General features: G+C 40.1%; 16 protein-coding genes. 5 read left to right on the top strand and 11 right to left on the bottom strand.

All coding sequences use genetic code 11. From position 1 onward, the window contains the following. The first annotated feature begins 253 nt into the window (after positions 1–253). The 5 genes from ACQ86H_RS19630 to ACQ86H_RS19610 all read left to right on the top strand — a co-directional run bounded on the left by ACQ86H_RS19630 (position 254) and on the right by ACQ86H_RS19610 (position 6500). Complete coding sequence (locus tag ACQ86H_RS19630; protein ID WP_138822734.1) at positions 254–1210, top strand: cytochrome-c peroxidase; 957 nt, start codon at positions 254–256, stop codon at positions 1208–1210. Positions 1211–1320: 110 nt separating this feature from the next. Next, positions 1321–4086, top strand: coding sequence for a TonB-dependent receptor (locus ACQ86H_RS19625; RefSeq protein ID WP_431292220.1), 2766 nt, complete (start codon positions 1321–1323; stop codon positions 4084–4086). 10 nt (positions 4087–4096) lie between these two features. Beyond that, on the top strand, positions 4097–4960 hold the full coding sequence (locus ACQ86H_RS19620) for a hypothetical protein (RefSeq protein ID WP_431292219.1): 864 nt from the start codon (positions 4097–4099) through the stop codon (positions 4958–4960). 464 nt (positions 4961–5424) lie between these two features. Next, entirely contained in the window at positions 5425–6078 is a 654-nt protein-coding gene (locus tag ACQ86H_RS19615; protein ID WP_431292218.1) for a hypothetical protein, read from the top strand. An 89-nt stretch (positions 6079–6167) separates the two neighbouring features. After that, the gene (locus ACQ86H_RS19610) at positions 6168–6500 is read left to right on the top strand and encodes a luciferase family protein (protein ID WP_431292217.1); all 333 of its coding nucleotides are present in this window, start codon (positions 6168–6170) and stop codon (positions 6498–6500) included. A gap of 15 nt (positions 6501–6515) precedes the next feature. Here ACQ86H_RS19610 and ACQ86H_RS19605 read toward each other — a convergent pair whose 3' ends face one another. From ACQ86H_RS19605 to ACQ86H_RS19555, 11 genes are all read right to left on the bottom strand, one after another. Then, positions 6516–8153 (bottom strand): TldD/PmbA family protein, encoded by a 1638-nt coding sequence (locus tag ACQ86H_RS19605; RefSeq protein ID WP_431292216.1) that lies wholly within the window; start codon positions 8151–8153, stop codon positions 6516–6518. 172 nt (positions 8154–8325) lie between these two features. Beyond that, a complete protein-coding gene (locus tag ACQ86H_RS19600; RefSeq protein ID WP_431292215.1) occupies positions 8326–9642 on the bottom strand; it encodes a TldD/PmbA family protein in 1317 nt (438 codons plus the stop codon). A 2-nt stretch (positions 9643–9644) separates the two neighbouring features. After that, on the bottom strand, positions 9645–10274 hold the full coding sequence (locus ACQ86H_RS19595) for a TldD/PmbA family protein (protein ID WP_431292214.1): 630 nt from the start codon (positions 10272–10274) through the stop codon (positions 9645–9647). Continuing rightward, positions 10235–11278, bottom strand: coding sequence for a TldD/PmbA family protein (locus tag ACQ86H_RS19590; protein ID WP_431292213.1), 1044 nt, complete (start codon positions 11276–11278; stop codon positions 10235–10237). The genes ACQ86H_RS19595 and ACQ86H_RS19590 overlap by 40 nt, the downstream gene beginning before the upstream one ends. Positions 11279–11754: 476 nt before the next feature. Continuing rightward, a complete protein-coding gene (locus ACQ86H_RS19585; protein ID WP_431292212.1) occupies positions 11755–13539 on the bottom strand; it encodes a hypothetical protein in 1785 nt (594 codons plus the stop codon). 2 nt (positions 13540–13541) lie between these two features. Beyond that, positions 13542–14594 carry a hypothetical protein gene (locus ACQ86H_RS19580; RefSeq protein WP_431292211.1) on the bottom strand — a complete coding sequence of 351 codons (1053 nt, stop codon included), beginning with the start codon at positions 14592–14594 and terminating at the stop codon, positions 13542–13544. 92 nt (positions 14595–14686) lie between these two features. Beyond that, positions 14687–14857, bottom strand: coding sequence for a hypothetical protein (locus ACQ86H_RS19575; RefSeq protein WP_431292210.1), 171 nt, complete (start codon positions 14855–14857; stop codon positions 14687–14689). Between the two features lie 73 nt (positions 14858–14930). Next, complete coding sequence (locus ACQ86H_RS19570; RefSeq protein WP_431292209.1) at positions 14931–15674, bottom strand: hypothetical protein; 744 nt, start codon at positions 15672–15674, stop codon at positions 14931–14933. After that, positions 15661–16233: a hypothetical protein gene (locus ACQ86H_RS19565; RefSeq protein WP_431292208.1), complete on the bottom strand. Its 573-nt coding sequence runs from the start codon at positions 16231–16233 to the stop codon at positions 15661–15663. The genes ACQ86H_RS19570 and ACQ86H_RS19565 overlap by 14 nt, the downstream gene beginning before the upstream one ends. Next, positions 16187–16360 carry a hypothetical protein gene (locus ACQ86H_RS19560; protein ID WP_431292207.1) on the bottom strand — a complete coding sequence of 58 codons (174 nt, stop codon included), beginning with the start codon at positions 16358–16360 and terminating at the stop codon, positions 16187–16189. The genes ACQ86H_RS19565 and ACQ86H_RS19560 overlap by 47 nt, the downstream gene beginning before the upstream one ends. A 293-nt stretch (positions 16361–16653) precedes the next feature. Further along, positions 16654–17025, bottom strand: coding sequence for a BatA domain-containing protein (locus tag ACQ86H_RS19555; protein ID WP_431292206.1), 372 nt, complete (start codon positions 17023–17025; stop codon positions 16654–16656). Positions 17026–17053 lie beyond the last annotated feature (28 nt).

Here is a 17053-nt window from a genome sequence, read left to right as displayed (position 1 = left end):
GGAGAAAGGGAGGAAGTTTATTCTCCCTTCCGCTGGCTAAATCTGGTTGTCATTCTGAGTGCAACGAAGAATCTTTTATCGAACATGTATTGATTTCTGTGTTTCGTTAGGTTCCGTGTTTCATCGGCTAGGGATTCTTCACTGCGTTCAGAATGACAGTCAATATTATTTGAAATAGATCTCCACTCCGCGATGCTCCGGTCAAGATGGCGACACTCTTTAGCATGACGATTCGATATTACCCAATAAACCAATGAAAAGAAGCAAACTCATAATTCCCCTAAGTCTTATCACATTAGTGATAGTGATGGCCGGATTTGGTGCAGACGATCCCACTGTAATTAACAGCAAGGAACGTTTAGGTGAAAAACTGTTTTTTGATCCGATTCTTTCTAAAGACAAAAGCATTAGTTGCGCCTCCTGCCATAAACCAGAGTTTGCTTTTGCAGATACTAGCGCAGTAAGTTTAGGCGTAGGGGGAACGAAAGGAACGCGTAATTCGCCATCAGTAACCAATCTTTCTGGCAGGCCAAGCCTCTTTTGGGATGGCAGAGCTACTTCATTGGAAGATCAGGCCTTGCAGCCCATCATCAATCCGGTAGAAATGAACCTGCCCATTGCCGATGCCATTGATCGCTTGCAAAAAGACAAGGATTATGCAGCCTTATTCCAGAAGATTTTTAATTCGCCGCCTACACAAAAGAATTTGCTACTGGCTATTGCTTCTTTCGAAAGAACATTAGAAACCGCAAACAGCCCTTACGATCGGTATATTAATGGTGATGATAAAGCCATATCCGAAAATGCAAAGCGAGGCAGGATGTTGTTTATCGGAAAGGCCAACTGTAACAATTGCCATTCTGGCGAAGATTTTACCGCCGACCGTTTTAAAGGAATTGGCTTATTTAACGAATTAGAGCTAAAAGATCAGGGTAGATTTGAGGTAACGCACAACCCTGAGCATAGAGGTCATTTTAAAATTCCTGGTTTAAGAAATGTTGGCCTAACGGCCCCATACATGCACAACGGGATGTTTAAGACGTTAAAAGAAGTGATCCAATATTACAATAACCCCGATGCGGTAATTAAAAACGGCAAAAACAGAGACCTTTCCCTAAGTAAACCATTGGGATTGAGCGAAACCGAAATAAACGATATTGAAGCCTTTTTACTGTCGCTAACCGATGATAGATTTCACAAACAAAAATGATTAAATAGGCATAGCCCAATCAAAAACCTTTAAAACTTAATTTTTAACACATTTTTTCCACTCAAAATAAGGTGGGTGGCCATTGGCATGTCTATTCCAAAATAAATAAAATGAAGATAAAACTACTTTTAATATTGCTGTTAACTACAGTTTATTCAAAATTATCTGCCCAGCAAAAAATTATCACGGGGGTGGTTGTTTCTGCAGAAGACAAATCGCCATTGCCCGGTGTGTCAGTAAAGATTAAGGGATTGGATGGTTCTACCGTTACCGATAAAGACGGTGCATTTAAGATTTCTACCAAGAACGGACGATTTATCGAGGTTTCTTATATCGGTTATAAAACCGCTACCATCGAAATTGGATCATTTCCGAAATTGAACGTTTCGCTCGAACTGGCTGACAATACCTTGAGTGAACTGCAGATTGTTGGCTCACGGAATGCCAACCGGACAAAACTGAATTCACCTGTTCCTGTTGATGTGATTGATTTAAAAACACTTCAACAAAACTCTCCACAGGCCAGTGTAACGCAATTGCTTCAGTATGTATCGCCATCTTTCCACTCATCTGTTTCTGGTGGTGGCGATGCGGCATCAGCTACCTCTACTGTACAGCTGAAAGGTTTGGGGGTAGATCAGGTGTTGGTTTTGGTAAATGGAAAGAGAAGACATAAAAGTTCGAACATCAGTTGGGGTGGTTTGGGAAATGGTGCTACCGGATACGATCTGAATGCCATTCCGGTAGGTGCAATAGACCATATTGAGATTTTAAGAGATGGTGCGGCGGCACAATATGGATCAGATGCCATTGCAGGTGTAATTAATGTAGTATTAAAAAGCAATCCGGGTGAAATTACCGCAAGTACGATTGAAAGTATCCGCCGGAGGGGTGACGGATTAACCACCAGAACAAATGCCAATGTTGGTCTTAAGTTGGGCGCAAAAGGCTTTCTTAATATTACCGGTGAATATGCTACACAGGCGGTATCGCTTCCATCTGGAAATTATTCTGATGGCATATACATTGGCCCGGCTTATGGTGGGGGAGCCAACACGAGGGGTTTCGATCAGATTTATACCAAAGAAATTGATGATGCTATTATTGCCAGCCGGGGCATTGATCGCCACTTTTTTGATCAGCGTGGCTCAACAAATAAGTCAAAAGATGGTTTGTTATCATTTAATGCAGCCATTCCGTTGAAAGATGGTTTTGAAGTGTACTCATTTGGCGGTATCAGTCACCGCAATTCTCAGTTTACGGCTGTTTACCGCCTACCAGGATGGACAGAACGGAATAATACTTTTGTGTACCCGGATGGATTTTTGCCAGCAATGGACAATATCATTACCGACCAATCTTTTGCCGTAGGCGTAAAAGGAAAGGTAAGCGGATGGAATTTTGATGTTTCGAATGTGTATGGTAGAAATGCTTTTGACAATATTATCAGCAACACACTTAATGCCAGTTTAGGTCAAAAAACACCGCGGACTTTTAATGCAGGCAGTTATAACGCTTCACAGAATAGCGGAAGTTTAGACTTCTCCAGAAAATTCGATAAAGTGCTTAACGGATTAAACGTTGCTTTTGGCGGGCAGTACCGTGTAGAAACCTATCAGATTATTGCCGGAGATGAAGGTTCTTATTCAAAAGCCGATTTAAGTACCATTTATGCTATTGGTTACACTACAGGCGGAATTCCATATTTTGTTGCTGCCGGAAGTACACCTTTAAACGGACTTTCTCCAGGTTCCCAGATCCATGCAGGTTTCAGGCCTTCCAACGAAGTAAATGTAAAACGTTCCATTTCGGCAGCTTATGCAGATCTCGAATTGAATGTAACCGATAAATGGCTCTTATCGGGTGCGGTAAGGGTAGAAAATTATTCTGATTTTGGTAGCGTAACTACTTATAAGGCAGCAACCCGATATGGTTTTGCTAAATGGTTAGCTATTCGTGGTGGTTTCAACACGGGTTTCAGAGCACCAGATCTTGCACAGTTTTATTATACCGAAACGTCTACAACCTTTCAGAATGGCGTGGCCATAGATCAGGTTACGGCGAATAATGTAAACCCTGCTACCAAAGCTTTAGGTATTCCATCACTTCAGCCTGAAAAATCGAAAGGCTACTCTGCTGGGATCACTTCTCAACCTATCCAGAATGTTGAAATCACCATTGATGCCTATCGGGTGGATATCAAAGATCGGGTAGGGAATACCGGACGCTTTTCTGCAACAGATGCTAACCTCCCGGCTGATGTAAGGGCATTATTTGTGCAAACCGGTACCGTACAGGCCAAGTTCTTTTATAATTCTTTCAGCACAAGAACCAGGGGAATCGAATTTACTGGAAGTTACCGCTTTTTGCTTCCCAATGGAGGTAATGTAGCTTTTCTGGCTGGTGCAAACCTGCAAAAAACAACTTTGACTAAAGTGAATACACCTAAAGGACTAGAAGCTTATCGCTATATTATTTTTGATGAAAGCGAAGAGGTTCGGGTAACGCGGAGCATTCCAAAAACCAAAATAACCCTTCAGGGAACCTACAATATCAACAAGTTTAATTTTTTATTGCGCAGTGTATATTTTGGTTCAGTATCGGCAGTAAGCCAGTTGAATGCAAACTTTCCTAAACCAGATTATTATTATCAGACCTATAGTCCGATCTGGATTACCGATATCTCAGCAGGATACAGGATTACCCCTGTTTTGCAGGCAACGGTTGGTGTAAATAATCTGTTCAATGTGCTTGGCGATTATTCTATTCCTGCACCTGGAAGCAACATTACCAGAACCAATTCACCAAGTGCTGCACAATCAGGTACGAGCACAGGTTTACAACCATTTATCAGGCTTTCGGCCACTTTTAAATAAAATGAAACAGATGAGAATTTATAAATTTCAAATATTATTTTTTGCACTGACCACTACTTTGTTTACTTCCTGCAAAAAAACGGATTACCTCGATGTAAATGCAGGTGATCGACCCGCTTTAAGTGCTAAGGTGAAGTTTATCAATGCGCGGCAATCAACCGTAGCGGTTAATTTCTGGGATTTTACCCGAAAAGTTACCGCAACCGCACTTCAACGGAATACGGCTTCTGGTTATCTCGATACCCAGTTCGGAAAGGTACAATTCAACCTCACCGAAGGAACGGAAGCTTCGTACAAGGCTTCCTATATTTTCGGCGGCAGTGCAAATTTTGTGCAAGAAACCAATTCCGCCTCGTTTGCTGGTCCGAATGGACCTATTGCAGATTTTGCCCACAGTTTGTTCTCGGTGAAGAAAAGATTAACCAGTACCTTAAATCCTGGAAATATTGATAGTTTGATCCTCGTTTATGATGATCTTACGCTTCCTGCAACAGGTAAAGCCAAAGTCAGGTTTGCCAATTTTTCACCTGATGTACCAAAAGTTGATCTTACTTATGCCTCAGGTACGGAAATATTTACTGGTGTGGCTTATGGCAATTTTGGTAACCAAACCATCATTCCTTATACCTCTGGAAAAGCGCCTGCTGTTATTGAAGGTTTAACGTGGAAAACCCTCGGACCCTTTAAGGAAGTAGAAGCGGGTACAAACCTAAGTCTAGTTATTAAAGATAATACAACTAAGGCAGTTATTCCTTTAACAAACACTGCTTTAAATGCCGCTACTTTCGAAGCCGGGAAAATTTATACGGTTTATATTAACGGTACAGTAGGGGGAGCGCCTGGTATTACAGCTACAATAATTACGCACAATTAATATCATATAAAAAAATCGGTCGGTGAGACACCGACTGATAGAAAAAGGTGGATAAAGAAACTCCTGGTTCTTAACAGGTTTATATTTGGTTAGAAAAAGTGGCATGTCTGGATAGAATGCCCCTTTGTTATTAAACTTAATGATTTTATTTTCAATAATTTTTGAAAGTTTAAAAATATATTTTACTTTTGATCAAACATAAATAATATGAAAACCTTTCTCCAATCAAAATTACTTCAAGGAATCATTATCTCAAATGTAATCGTCTTAATCATTATCTGGTTAAATAATTGGCTTCATAGTGAAAAAGATGGTATTTTAGTGTTTTCAGAATTTGTTATTTTACCGCTTTTGATGGGGGTAATCAGCACCTGGTTTTGGAGAAATCTGAATCTGAAAAGTAAATTGCTCATCTGGTATTCAATTTTAAATGGTCTCCTTGCTATTCTTTTAAGCTACATTTTTTGGGGGAGGGAACAATTTGTTTAATTATTGTTTCGCCGCTCATTTTTGCTTTTGTAATCACTGGGGCATTTATTGGTAAAACAATGTTCAGGAAAAACAACCAAACTTTAAATGTAAGTATCGTTTCCATATTACTCGTGATTTTTACCGTTGATTCCATTTCTGATCATCATTATAGAAACATGGTAAGTGATGAAATGATTGTCAAAGCAGCACCAGAAAAAATTTGGAAGAATGTTGTTGCGTTTGAGAAAATCAAACAGGCAGATACCTATTGGCTTTTCAAAGCGGGAATGCCTAGCCCCATGCAAACTACTGTTACCGCTTATAAAAAAGGTGCAGGAAGAAAATGTATTTTTAGCAATGGATATGTTTTTGATGAAAAGATTGTAACTTTTGATGTCAACAAGGATTTAACATTTGATATTGTCGGGCAGCCTAAAGATCCTGAAATTATGGGACATATTGATATTGAAAGAGGTCAGTTTTTATTGAAAGATAATGATGATGGAACTACCACTCTTGTTGGGAACAGCTGGTATAGCTTAAAGGTATTTCCAATTTGGTATTACGATTTATGGGCAGAAAGTATTACCAGAAATGTACATTTACGCGTTATGCATCATATTAAAGAACTTAGCGAAAAGAATTAGGCATGTTTTCATTTGTGGTGAAGAGATTGGACTTTCTTAAATCAATACCATTACTCGCACTGGTATTTGATAGCTTATTGAAAATATGGATGTTGATCACAAAACCCGAAAGGCTGGACCAGATTGACGAAATAGAAAACGAAGTTTTAAAATGGAAAAATACTTCTCTAAGTCTGCATAAATTTGGCGGTTCACAGTTTAACCATAACCAGCGAGAATTTGCGCACATTCATAGTAATGGCCTATTGGACATTCTTTTTACGCAGAAAATTAAAGCAGAATTAATGCTCGATGGAAGGGTAGAACAACATCATGTATTTAAAAAATCGGGATGGATAAGCTTTTATGTTCATCATACTGAAGATGTAGATTATGCTATTTTTCTTCTCAAACTATCTTATAATAAAATTGCCGGTAACTAGTACCGGCAATTTTAATTACCCCAATTTCCTTCCCGTATTAATCACATTAACTCCGTTAAAACGGGTAGTGGCACTTCCGTGTGAAACCGCACTTGCTTGTCCTGGTTGACCTTTTCCATCCGAAAATGTCCCGCCCAACCTGTAGTCGTTTTTACCGCAGCGTTGCACACAGGAGTTCCAGAATTCTTGTGTATTGGCTTGATAGGCAGCATCTTTAAATATGCCTACAATTTTGCCATCCTTAATTTCATAGGCCAACTGTGCGCTGAACTGAAAATTATAACGCTGTTGATCGATAGAATAAGAGTTACGGCCAAACATATAAATGCCTTTTTCTACATTTTTAACCATATCTGCTGCGCTCAAAGCCGCATTCCCGGGCGCTAATGAAACATTTGGCATCCTTTGGAACTGAATACTGTCCCAGCTATCTGCATAACAGCAACCCTGCGATGCTGCTAAACCTAAGATATGTGCCTGATCGCGGATGGTCTGATAATTCACCAAAATCCCGTCTTTAATGATATCCCATTGGCCACATTTTACGCCTTCATCATCATAACCTACGGCACCTAAAGAACCTGTTTCCAGTTTATCTGCAATAATGTTTACTTCTTTACTCCCGAAATTGAATTTTTTGCTTTCCCATTTATCCAGCGTTAAGAAACTGGTTCCTGCATAATTGGCTTCATAACCCAAAACACGGTCGAGTTCTGTAGGATGACCAACCGATTCATGTATGGTTAAAAACAGGTGTGAAGGATCTAAAACCAGGTCGTATTTACCGGGGGCAGCAGGTTTGGCTTTTAGTTTTTCATCAACATGTACCGCGGCTTCACTGACATCTTCCAGAATATCGTAGCGCTTTTTGTACATCGTAACCGGACCACCTTTAATTTTTTCTTCGTCTTTTGGTTTCAGGTATTCAAAGCCCATACCCATTGGTGCACTTAAGGCATTTCTGGTTTCGAACTTACCACTGGCCGCATCCGTTTTGGTTAGGGTAAAGGTTGGCCATATCCTGTGGATATCCTGATTGATATAAGAGCCATCGGTTGATGCAAAATATTTCTGCTCATTGATCATAAACAAATTGGAACTGATGTATTTTGCACCGCCCTTCATGGCCTCACTATTTACCTTTAAAAGCAGGTCAACTTTGTCGGCAATGGGTACCTCAAAGGCATTGATTTCGATCGGTGTTTTCCAGCTTACCTCTCCAAAACCCTTTTGCGGAGCCAGCTGAACAGGTTCTTCCATCAATTTGGCATTTCCTTTAGCAATGGCTACGGCAGCCTCTGCGGCTTTGGCAATACTGGCATCATCCATATTATTGGTGGCAGCAAAGCCCCAGCTCCCGTTGGCAATTACGCGTACACCCAAACCGTAAGATTCGGAATTGGAGATGTTTTCTACCCGTGTTTCCCTGGTTGCTACAACCTGGTTCAGGTACCGGCCTATACGCACATCGGCATAAGTTGCACCTTTGCTTTTTGCGGCGTTAAGGGCAATATCGGCCATTTTTTTCTTTAGAGCAAGATCAACAGGGGTTAAAGATTCTTCAACAGAGATTTTGCCAAAGGCAGGCATATTGGGCACCATGCTGGCACCGAGGCCAACACCTGTCATGTATAGGAAATCTCTTCTTCTCAATTTTAAATGTTTTTATAAGTTGTTTTCAGCCCTTCGACTTCGCTCAAGGTGACATTCCTAAAAAGGTCGTCATTCTCGCGCAGGCGGGAATCTTAAAGCGCTTGCATTACGATTCCCAATCAAGTTGGGAATGACGAACCGCCTGAAATTGTATCTTAAAATGACAAATATGTTAAATCGCATCCGATAGTGAAGTAAATGTAAAATCTCGGATTTTCATCGGTGGGATCAATCCGCTGCCTGTTCTTACGGGTTTACCCAGCGCTTCTACATTGTTCAACATAATTACCGGACTCTCATTAAACCTGAAATTCTTGATCGGGAATTTAATTTCGCCGTTTTCAATGTAGAAAGTGCCGTCACGTGTTAATCCGGTCAGTAATAAGGTTTGTGGATCTACCGAACGGATGTACCAGAAACGGGTAACCAATATGCCTTTTTCGGTACTTTTGATCAGATCTTCCAACGATTGTGTTCCGCCTTCGATGATCATGCTGCGGCTAAAAGGAAGCGGTTGAACATTTTTCTGTGCAGCCCAATATCTTGAATAAGAAAGGTTTTTAACTACCCCTTTTTCTACCCATTGCGTTCTTTTTACGGGTAAACCTTCGCTGGTAAAAGTTGAAGACGGGATTTCTGTATTCATGGGATCAGAATAGATATTTACGTTTTCTGAGAACAATTGCTCCCCTAAACGTGTACCACCTCCTTTTTTGCTCATAAAGCTCCGGCCTTCGTCGGCACTTCTGGCATCAAAACCCCTGAACATATTACCAATGATATCGCTGGCTGCAAGCGGTTCTAAAATGACAGTATATTTTCCGGGTTCAATGGCTTTTGCACCTGCAGAACCATTGGCTTTGCTTGCTGCAATTTTGCTAAGTGCCAGCGTATCCATTTTATCGAGGTCATTAAAACCTTGTTCAACATAACCCGATCCTGTTCCTTGCTTGTTTCTAACGGTTACCGAAAAAGAAACATCAGTACCTTTATTGTAGGCAAATAAACCTTTGGAGTTCATGATCGCGTTAAAACGGGTTGAGTTTTCCAGGAAACCAGCCGCATCTAAACCAGCTGTCTTTGATACACTTAAACTTTTTCCTACCATTTCGGCCCTGGTATCGGGAGTCATGGCGGCAGTTTTAGCATTGTATGTATTCGATTCTGCAAAAGTCTGTGGACCCAATGGAGGCATAAACTCGGGGTTTTCTGGTGCCAGCATAGCCAGTTCTTCTGCTCTTTTTACCACTTTTTGCAAAGAGACGTCATCAAATTCGTTGATAGTAGCAGCACCTGTTTTTTTACCAAAAGTTGAGCTTACCCCTAAACTCATGGTACTGATCTGTCCTGCGGTAGAAACGGCATTACGTGCATAACGGATATTTCCGCCGTCAGAACCGTTTAAACTCACTTCGCAGTGATCGGCTTTAGAAAAACCGATTACTTTTTTTAATATCGCCTGGGCTTCTTCCTTACTTAATATGGCCATAATTATATTTTTCTTGCTGTATTGATAACATTAACTCCATTAAACCGCGCAGTAGAACTGCCATGAGAAACGGCACTGCTTTGAGAAGGCTGACCTTTTCCATCATTAAACGAGCCACCTAAGCGGTAATCGCTTTGATCGCAGATGGCGTTGCAGGAGTTCCAGAATTCTTGTGTATTGGCCTGGTAAGCCACATCGTTAAGCATACCAACGATTTTACCTTCTTTAATTTCGTAGAAAATCTGTCCGCCGAACTGGAAATTATAGCGTTGTTGGTCGATAGAAAAACTGCCATCGCCGATGATGTAAATGCCTTTTTCTACATTTTTGATCATGTCATCAACACTTAGTTTTTCTTTGCCAGGTTGAAGTGAAACATTCGGCATACGCTGGAACTGTACATCATCCCAGCCCTGCGAGTAGCAGCAACCGTTCGATTCTGTTAAGCCGATAATGTGTGCCTGATCGCGGATGGCCTGATAACTTACCAGAATCCCGTCTTTGATCAGATCCCATTTTTTGCATTTTACGCCTTCATCATCATAACCCACAGCGCCTAAAGAACCAACCTGGGTTTTATCGGCCACAATGTTTACTTTATCACTTCCGAATTTGAATTTTTTGATTCCCATTTGTCTAAAGTAAGGAAACTGGTACCTGCATAATTGGCCTCATAACCTAAAACACGGTCGAGCTCGGTTGGGTGACCAACAGATTCGTGGATGGTTAACCAAAGATGCGAAGGATCTAATACTAAATCATATTTACCAGGTTCAACCGATTTTGCCTTTACTTTTTCGTTGGCTACACGGGCAGCCTCCTTCACATCTTCGAGCATGTCATAGCGGTCTTTATAACGGGTTACAATGCCGGTAACTTTATCTTCCGGACGGGCATGCATGTACTCGTAACCCTTTCCGCTTGGTGCGCTCAGGGCATTACGGGTTTTAAATTTACCCGATTCGCGGTCGACCTTGGTGACATTAAAAGTAGGATAAATGCGGTGAACATCCTGATCGATATAAGAACCATCAGTAGAAGCAAAATATTTTTGCTCATTAACGGCGAAAATAACGGAGTTTACAAAGTTGGCCCCGTTCTGCATCGCTATATCATTCACATTTAAAAGCAGGTTTACTTTCTCTTTTACCGGAACTTCAAAGGCATTGATTTCGATCGGTGTTTTCCAGCTTACCTCGCCATAACCTTTTTGAGGAGCGAGCTGAACAGGCTCTCCCTGGATCTTCGCATTGGCTTTTGCCACAGCAACTGCTTGTTCGGCTGCTTTGGCAATGGCATCTTTGGTTACATTGTTTGTGGCAGCGAAGCCCCAGCAGCCATTGGCCAAAACACGGATACCTACACCATACGATTCGGTATTGGCAACACCTTGAACACGTTTTTCGCGGGTGGCCACGAATTGGTTTAAATAACGCCCGATGCGGATATCAGCATAAGTTGCACCTTTCGATTTTGCCGCATTAAGGGCGACGTCGGCCAGTTCCTTTTTAATTTTTACATCTACTCCGTCTAAAGCCTGTAAAGGATCTATTGGAGTTCCGAATGCAGAAAGGTCGGGAAGGAGTAAGGCACCCATACCCATTCCGGATAAGTAGAGGAAATCTTTTCTTTTCAATTGGTTCAGTTTAGTTAGTTTACGTTCTCAATATAGCCAATTTTGGGGCTAAAAAGGCCAAGTTTATTATAACATTTTAGTTTCAAAGCTGAAAAAAGAGTTGTTTTTTCTATTGAGGTTTTTTTAGCCACAGATGAACACAGATTTTTTGCGTGTATTCTTTTTTGTCATTCTGAACGTAGTGAAGAATCTTTTAATGATAGATTATTTATTAAGCTGTTCTCCATTCGCTTTATTTTTCATCCTAAACGAAGTCGAAGGATAATTTAACCACATAAGGCATTTAAGTTACATATAAGTCCAAAAGTACTTTCATTAGAAACAAATGTTAGTGTGATTTCTAACACACCTGACTTCGTCATTTCGGCTGAAGCTGCTGGTTTTTCATCAGTAGTGGAATTGAGAATCTGTTTTAAGAGGTTTTATTGTTAGATCTCTCCATTTCGCTTTGCTTCAGTCGAGATGACGAATCGATTTTAAAAAGCCAAAATCCTCGCTTCATACCATAGGAAGGCAGCAGCGAATAAGAATGCGGCAAAGAACCACCAGATTGATACTTCTTCTGTTAATACAATATCCGCTAACTGTGTTTTAGTGTCGATCTGGCTTAAATTCTGGATAAACTGATGCGTATCGTTTAAAGTTTGCTGGTATTTCAGCGCTTGCCAGTCGTTTTTTCGATAAATATAGATCGGCTCGATCGTTTGATTTACCTGTAGGTTAGTCCAGCCCGACTTTTGGGGCCAATAAAGCGCATCCCATTGGAAAGGAAGTTCCATATTTTGTCTCGGGCTAAGTTGAACGTCATCGACCTTCAAGATTGGTAATTTGCCCGCTGCTGATAAATCTGTAATAATCCTCGTTTTTTGATTCACAACAGGGAATTGGGGGATGATGTTAACCGATTGGATATCATTTCTTTTTCTTGCTGCATTGGCCAAAAGTTTAGACCAATAGGCGGCATAATCTGTTTTTTCTCCTGAAAGTATCCAGTTGTATGTGGAAGAAAGTGCAGAGACTAATATTTTGCCATAACCGTTGATGGTGCTAGTTACCAACGTTTTTCCGCTTACATCAGCAATAACCGGCTGCTCATTTTGGTTTGTCTTTAAAAATAATCCTTGTTCGATCTGCAATGGACTAAACTTGAAATGATCCTCTGAAAGGGTTAAATTAAGTGTCTTTCCTTTTAAAGGAGGAATTTCAAACCGATTGGATTTACCACTAAGCGTTGTTAAAGCTTTTGAGCCTGTTACCCTGATCAATAAGCCTATTCCATTATTAACGGCAACATTTATCGAAGACCTTTCGCCGGGACTTAAGGCGGCCAATTCTTCTTCGTCAATAATAAGGATGTCAAATTTTTTTAAAGCTGAAGTACTGATCTGGTTTAGATTCATGCTATCCAGGTTCAGGAAATCGGAGGCATATTTATTTTTACTGATCTGACTTCTGAAAGCGAGCGGATATTGATTTTCATACAGCCAGTTTTTTAAGAATTTATATTCAAAATCGGGAAAAGAGGCTAAAATCAGTACTTTCATAGGTGTCTGATCATCAACCTGTACCGGCACAGGTTCTTTGGCCAGGGTATCGTTTTTTTGTAAAGCAATTATTTCGTAAACAGCTTTGCCTAGTTGTTTTGGATGGGTTTTAAGTGAAAAGGATTTATTCGATTCCGCTTCAACAGTCGTAGAATCTACCACTTGACCTAAACCTTTGAGTACGAGTTTAACTGATTGATTACTGGTATTTTGATAGTTTCCCTGAACATCCAGGACATCGCTTGTTTTTAATTTTGCTGACCAGTTGGCCGCTACAATACCATTTGGGCTTACTGAGGGGTGGAAATTAACCTGATAACCTTTTAGATTTTCCAGTTCGAACTTACTTAAACCATAACCATAAATGTTCAGTTTCCGGATATTGGGATTTGATTTTAAGAAATAGGAAAGGTCGGAAAGGATGTTAGCTTTCTCATCTTTTAAATTTACCGATGGAAGTGCATATTTTTTCCCTTTTAGTTTTGCAACAGAATCGGGGTTTGTGCCGTCGGTGAGTAATATAATTTCATCAGGATTTTGTTTTAGGTGTGTTTCATATCTGATCGGTACAATTAACAGTACAAAACAGCCCATGGCAACGATATTCGCTAAAATTCGCCATATTAATCTGGCCCGGTTTGCCCTGCGCACCTCTTTGTAAAGTAAAAAGGCCATTAATAATAAACCAGCCAGTATAGCGATGTATTTAAATTCCATATCTATCTGCCTGCTTTATTTAGGTTATTAAAATAGTCCTGGTACAATGCCGAAGCTGGGCCAGCACTTCGTGTTTGCGGTTTGGCCAGTTCGACATTGATCATTTTCTGTATGGCCTGCTGCACCACATCGATATCTTTAAGCATTGGTTTATTTGCTGCGCCTAACCTCCTTAAACTTATTAGGGCATTTAAATAGGTTGAGGGATGATCTGCAGCAGCACCGATCATGTATTTTTCTGTTTCGCCAAGCAAAAACCGATCTTGCTCATTAAAATTTTTACCGGTTTTTCTATTTTCTAATAAGGCAAGTACCGTTTTTAAATAAGCTATTCGTTTTTCTTTTTGCTCGAAAGTCATTTTCTGCACGGGTTGTGTAATTTTATCCAGCTCACCACTTAAACGTTTCTCCGGTTTTAAAGCTGAAACTTTAACTGTGGTTTTAGCTACATAGGCCCGCGATTTCTGTTGCAGGTCTTTGAGCAATCTCAATGCTTTATATTCGTAAGGTAATGCTTCCTGTGGTTTGTAAGTCCGTAAACGCAACTCAGCATTCCACATTTCGGTTAAAACGGCTTTTAATTGCACTTTCATTTCGGGTTCGAAAAAAGTGGCATCTTCAGCGATATCATGTTTATGGGCATATTTGTCCATAATTGTACTTACATCACCAAATTTTTCACCTTCAGCTTTGTGTTCAGTAAGTTCATCATGGTCGTCTTGATCACCGCCGATTTCAGTTTCGTTCTCTTCACCTAAAAACTGCCCGTAACGCAACCTTAATAACTTTTGATCAATACCCAGGTCGTTACTTCTGGTTTTAAAAGTTGCAGCAGGCAATGTTAATTGTTCTTTTAATAATTTTTCGGTATCAATAATGATCTGTCTTTCGCTCCTGAAATATTCGGGAACGAGGTTAACGCCATTGGTCATGCCTGCCAAACTCATTAGCTCAGTAGTATCTACGATCGAAACAAAGTAAACATCTGAACGGCTCGATTGACCATGGTTATCCATCGCTTTGATGAAAAAATAAAGCTCATTACCCGGTTTCATGCCAAGGCTTTTTAAATCAATCAGTTTGCTAAGTGCAATGCTTTTATTGTTGTCGAAATTGGTGTTAAAAGAGAGTTTTTTCTCGGTAAAACTTACGCCTTCCCTTTTCCACTGGCCATGGTTGCGGAGATAAAAGCATCGTTAATGCCATAGTCATCTGTAAGTGATACGTTTAGGTTAATCCTTTGCGGCTGACCGATATCGATGGTGGTGTGCTGTTTGGGATGCGTGATTTTAATCGCAACCGGCAGATCGGGAATCATTTCAATCTGGTAGAGATCTGATTTTTTGCCATCAAGATCCAGCTGGTAGAAGCCAGGTTTGTTGATGATCTTGCTATAAGTCCATTGCGTATGCCCTGCATTTAAAGCTTTTTAAGGGCGCAATTTCATTATCGCTAAAAATAAGTTTTAACTTTTTAATGCCAATGTTCGTCTCAATTTTCCAATTCACTGTAGCGCCTGTTTCGGCAGCAATGCTAAATTGCTTTTGTTTTCGTTCTGCTTTTCTGGTATAGGCCGGCGGAATGATGGTGGCGCTAAAAGTGGAAATCTCTGCAGGTATATTTTCTTTTATCGCAGGAACCGGCTTTTGAGTTTCCTCCGTAATGGAATCTGTTTTGCTGATTTGAGGAATTTTTGTAATCCCAAAGCTGATGATCAATGCCACAACGAGTATCCCTAAACCAAAATATAACCTTTTAACGGGTTCTTTCGGCTGCGCCAAATTTGGAATGATGTTTTCTATTTTGTTGCGCTGCAGCTGTTGCAGCATGGATAATTCTGTTTCGTTCTGAAGTAGTAAATCGGCACTTTCTTCCAGCTCGGGATAACGGTTATTAAGAAACCTCGAAACATCAAAGTCAGTAGTTCTCCAAACCGGTTTGCTGGATAATAAAATGGCGGCAACAATAGTGAAAATAACAGCAAAAATCCAGGCAGGTAAATGCAGCAGATAAAAACCTGTAACCGATAAAAGTAAAGCAATGCCTAACGCAATGGCAAGGGTGCCGGTCAGGTAAAAACTGATCCACCTTGTTTTCAGGTTACGTATCCAATTTTGTCCTTCAGTTTTTAACATCGTTTGGTTTTTTTCTGAATGATAAAATACGTTCACCTGTAAAAATCAGAAATGCTGCTACCCAAAATAGGTTTTCCAAAGGTTCGTTTTTGATCGTTTTAGCTTCAATCTCTGTTTTATTTTGCTCAATTAATCCATTTTGTGATACCAAACGCTGATCAGCAGGATGGTCTTCAAAGCCAAAATCATTCGATTTTTTGTCCTGGATAACAATTGGCATTAGTGCCTTCACAAATAATCCATCCCAAACCAAATCATTCCATTGCGGGTTGAAGCGGCTGTAAAAATGAAAAATGTTTAAATTATTGGTCTTGTTCTTTGTTAAAATCGCGTTTCCAAAACCATCGGTCCATATTTTTTCTGCCTGCTGATCTAACTCAATTCTTTTGCTCAGTTTAATCTGACGGCCTTCCAGGTTAATAAAGGATGCTGAAGCCACCAATTTACCTTTTTCGTATCGAAATAATGTTCCATCTGGTGCAATTGATGATCTGAAATCTGTTGAAACCGGATTATCCGATAACCAAAAACCAATGGATGCTTTTTCCTGCAGCTGCATTGATGATAATTTTTCGCTTAGTGAAACTTTCAATGGCTTTTAAGGCTGCAATTAAATATTTACGGTCTGTAGTGCCCGAATTTTCATGTATAGCTACTCTTATCGGTTCTTCATCTGACGAATTCAAGGCTTGGTAGGTTGTATTGGAAGGGTTGGATTTCGCTTCATACTTTTTCCCTGCATAAGTGGCAATCCAATTGCTTAATGTATCGCTTTGCTTTAAAGGAACCCTGTTCAGTTTATAATTTACAGCAGGCAGTTCATTCCCAAAACGGTTTAAGTAGTGGTCGGCAAAAAAATAAACTTTAGCTCCCGGTGGAACAAATTGATTGGCTGCACTAAATAATGCGGTATAACTTAAGGTATTAACCTGTTTTGTTTCATCAAGAACAGTATCTTTTAAGTTTAATGGTTTAAAACCTACATTAAAATCGTGGATTTCATAACCTTTTTTAATAATGAATCGACTGTTTTTTGATGCGTTTTAAAAACCCGGGGAAAATTGTTTTTCTCTACTAAAATCCATCCGTTCTTACTACGTGCAGATACTATTTTTTTAAGATAAGGATGCGCCAAAACGAATGCCAGCAGTACCAAAAGTAAACAGCGCAGCACAAATAAAAGCCAGTCGTTAATTTTGAAGCTTTTCGAACTGGCGCTAGAACTTTCGCCCAGCAAAGCAATGCTGCCGATTTTAAGGATTTTACCTTGTTTAACATTCCACAGGTGTATAATGAGCGGCACAATGATACCAGCAAGCGCAAATAAACCTATGGAATATAAAAAATGCAATGTTAAATTTTGAGTTTACTTCTTTGTT

Source organism: Pedobacter sp. P26 (genome assembly GCF_050632135.1).
Lineage (GTDB): Bacteria > Bacteroidota > Bacteroidia > Sphingobacteriales > Sphingobacteriaceae > Pedobacter.
The sequence above is the reverse complement of the archived record's forward strand: the minus strand, read 5'-3'. Positions and strand labels throughout refer to the sequence as shown.

Excerpts from the sequence above, each read along its gene's own strand:
- ACQ86H_RS19575 (WP_431292210.1), bottom strand. The coding sequence starts at position 14,857 with ATGATTCCCGATCTGCCGGTTGCGATTAAAATCACGCATCCCAAACAG.
- ACQ86H_RS19570 (WP_431292209.1), bottom strand. The coding sequence starts at position 15,674 with ATGTTAAAAACTGAAGGACAAAATTGGATACGTAACCTGAAAACAAGG.
- ACQ86H_RS19625 (WP_431292220.1), top strand. The coding sequence starts at position 1,321 with ATGAAGATAAAACTACTTTTAATATTGCTGTTAACTACAGTTTATTCA.
- ACQ86H_RS19565 (WP_431292208.1), bottom strand. The coding sequence starts at position 16,233 with ATGCAGCTGCAGGAAAAAGCATCCATTGGTTTTTGGTTATCGGATAAT.
- ACQ86H_RS19600 (WP_431292215.1), bottom strand. The coding sequence starts at position 9,642 with ATGGCCATATTAAGTAAGGAAGAAGCCCAGGCGATATTAAAAAAAGTA.
- ACQ86H_RS19630 (WP_138822734.1), top strand. The coding sequence starts at position 254 with ATGAAAAGAAGCAAACTCATAATTCCCCTAAGTCTTATCACATTAGTG.
- ACQ86H_RS19610 (WP_431292217.1), top strand. The coding sequence starts at position 6,168 with ATGTTGATCACAAAACCCGAAAGGCTGGACCAGATTGACGAAATAGAA.
- ACQ86H_RS19595 (WP_431292214.1), bottom strand. The coding sequence starts at position 10,274 with ATGGGAATCAAAAAATTCAAATTCGGAAGTGATAAAGTAAACATTGTG.
- ACQ86H_RS19585 (WP_431292212.1), bottom strand. The coding sequence starts at position 13,539 with ATGGAATTTAAATACATCGCTATACTGGCTGGTTTATTATTAATGGCC.
- ACQ86H_RS19580 (WP_431292211.1), bottom strand. The coding sequence starts at position 14,594 with ATGAAACCGGGTAATGAGCTTTATTTTTTCATCAAAGCGATGGATAAC.
- ACQ86H_RS19620 (WP_431292219.1), top strand. The coding sequence starts at position 4,097 with ATGAGAATTTATAAATTTCAAATATTATTTTTTGCACTGACCACTACT.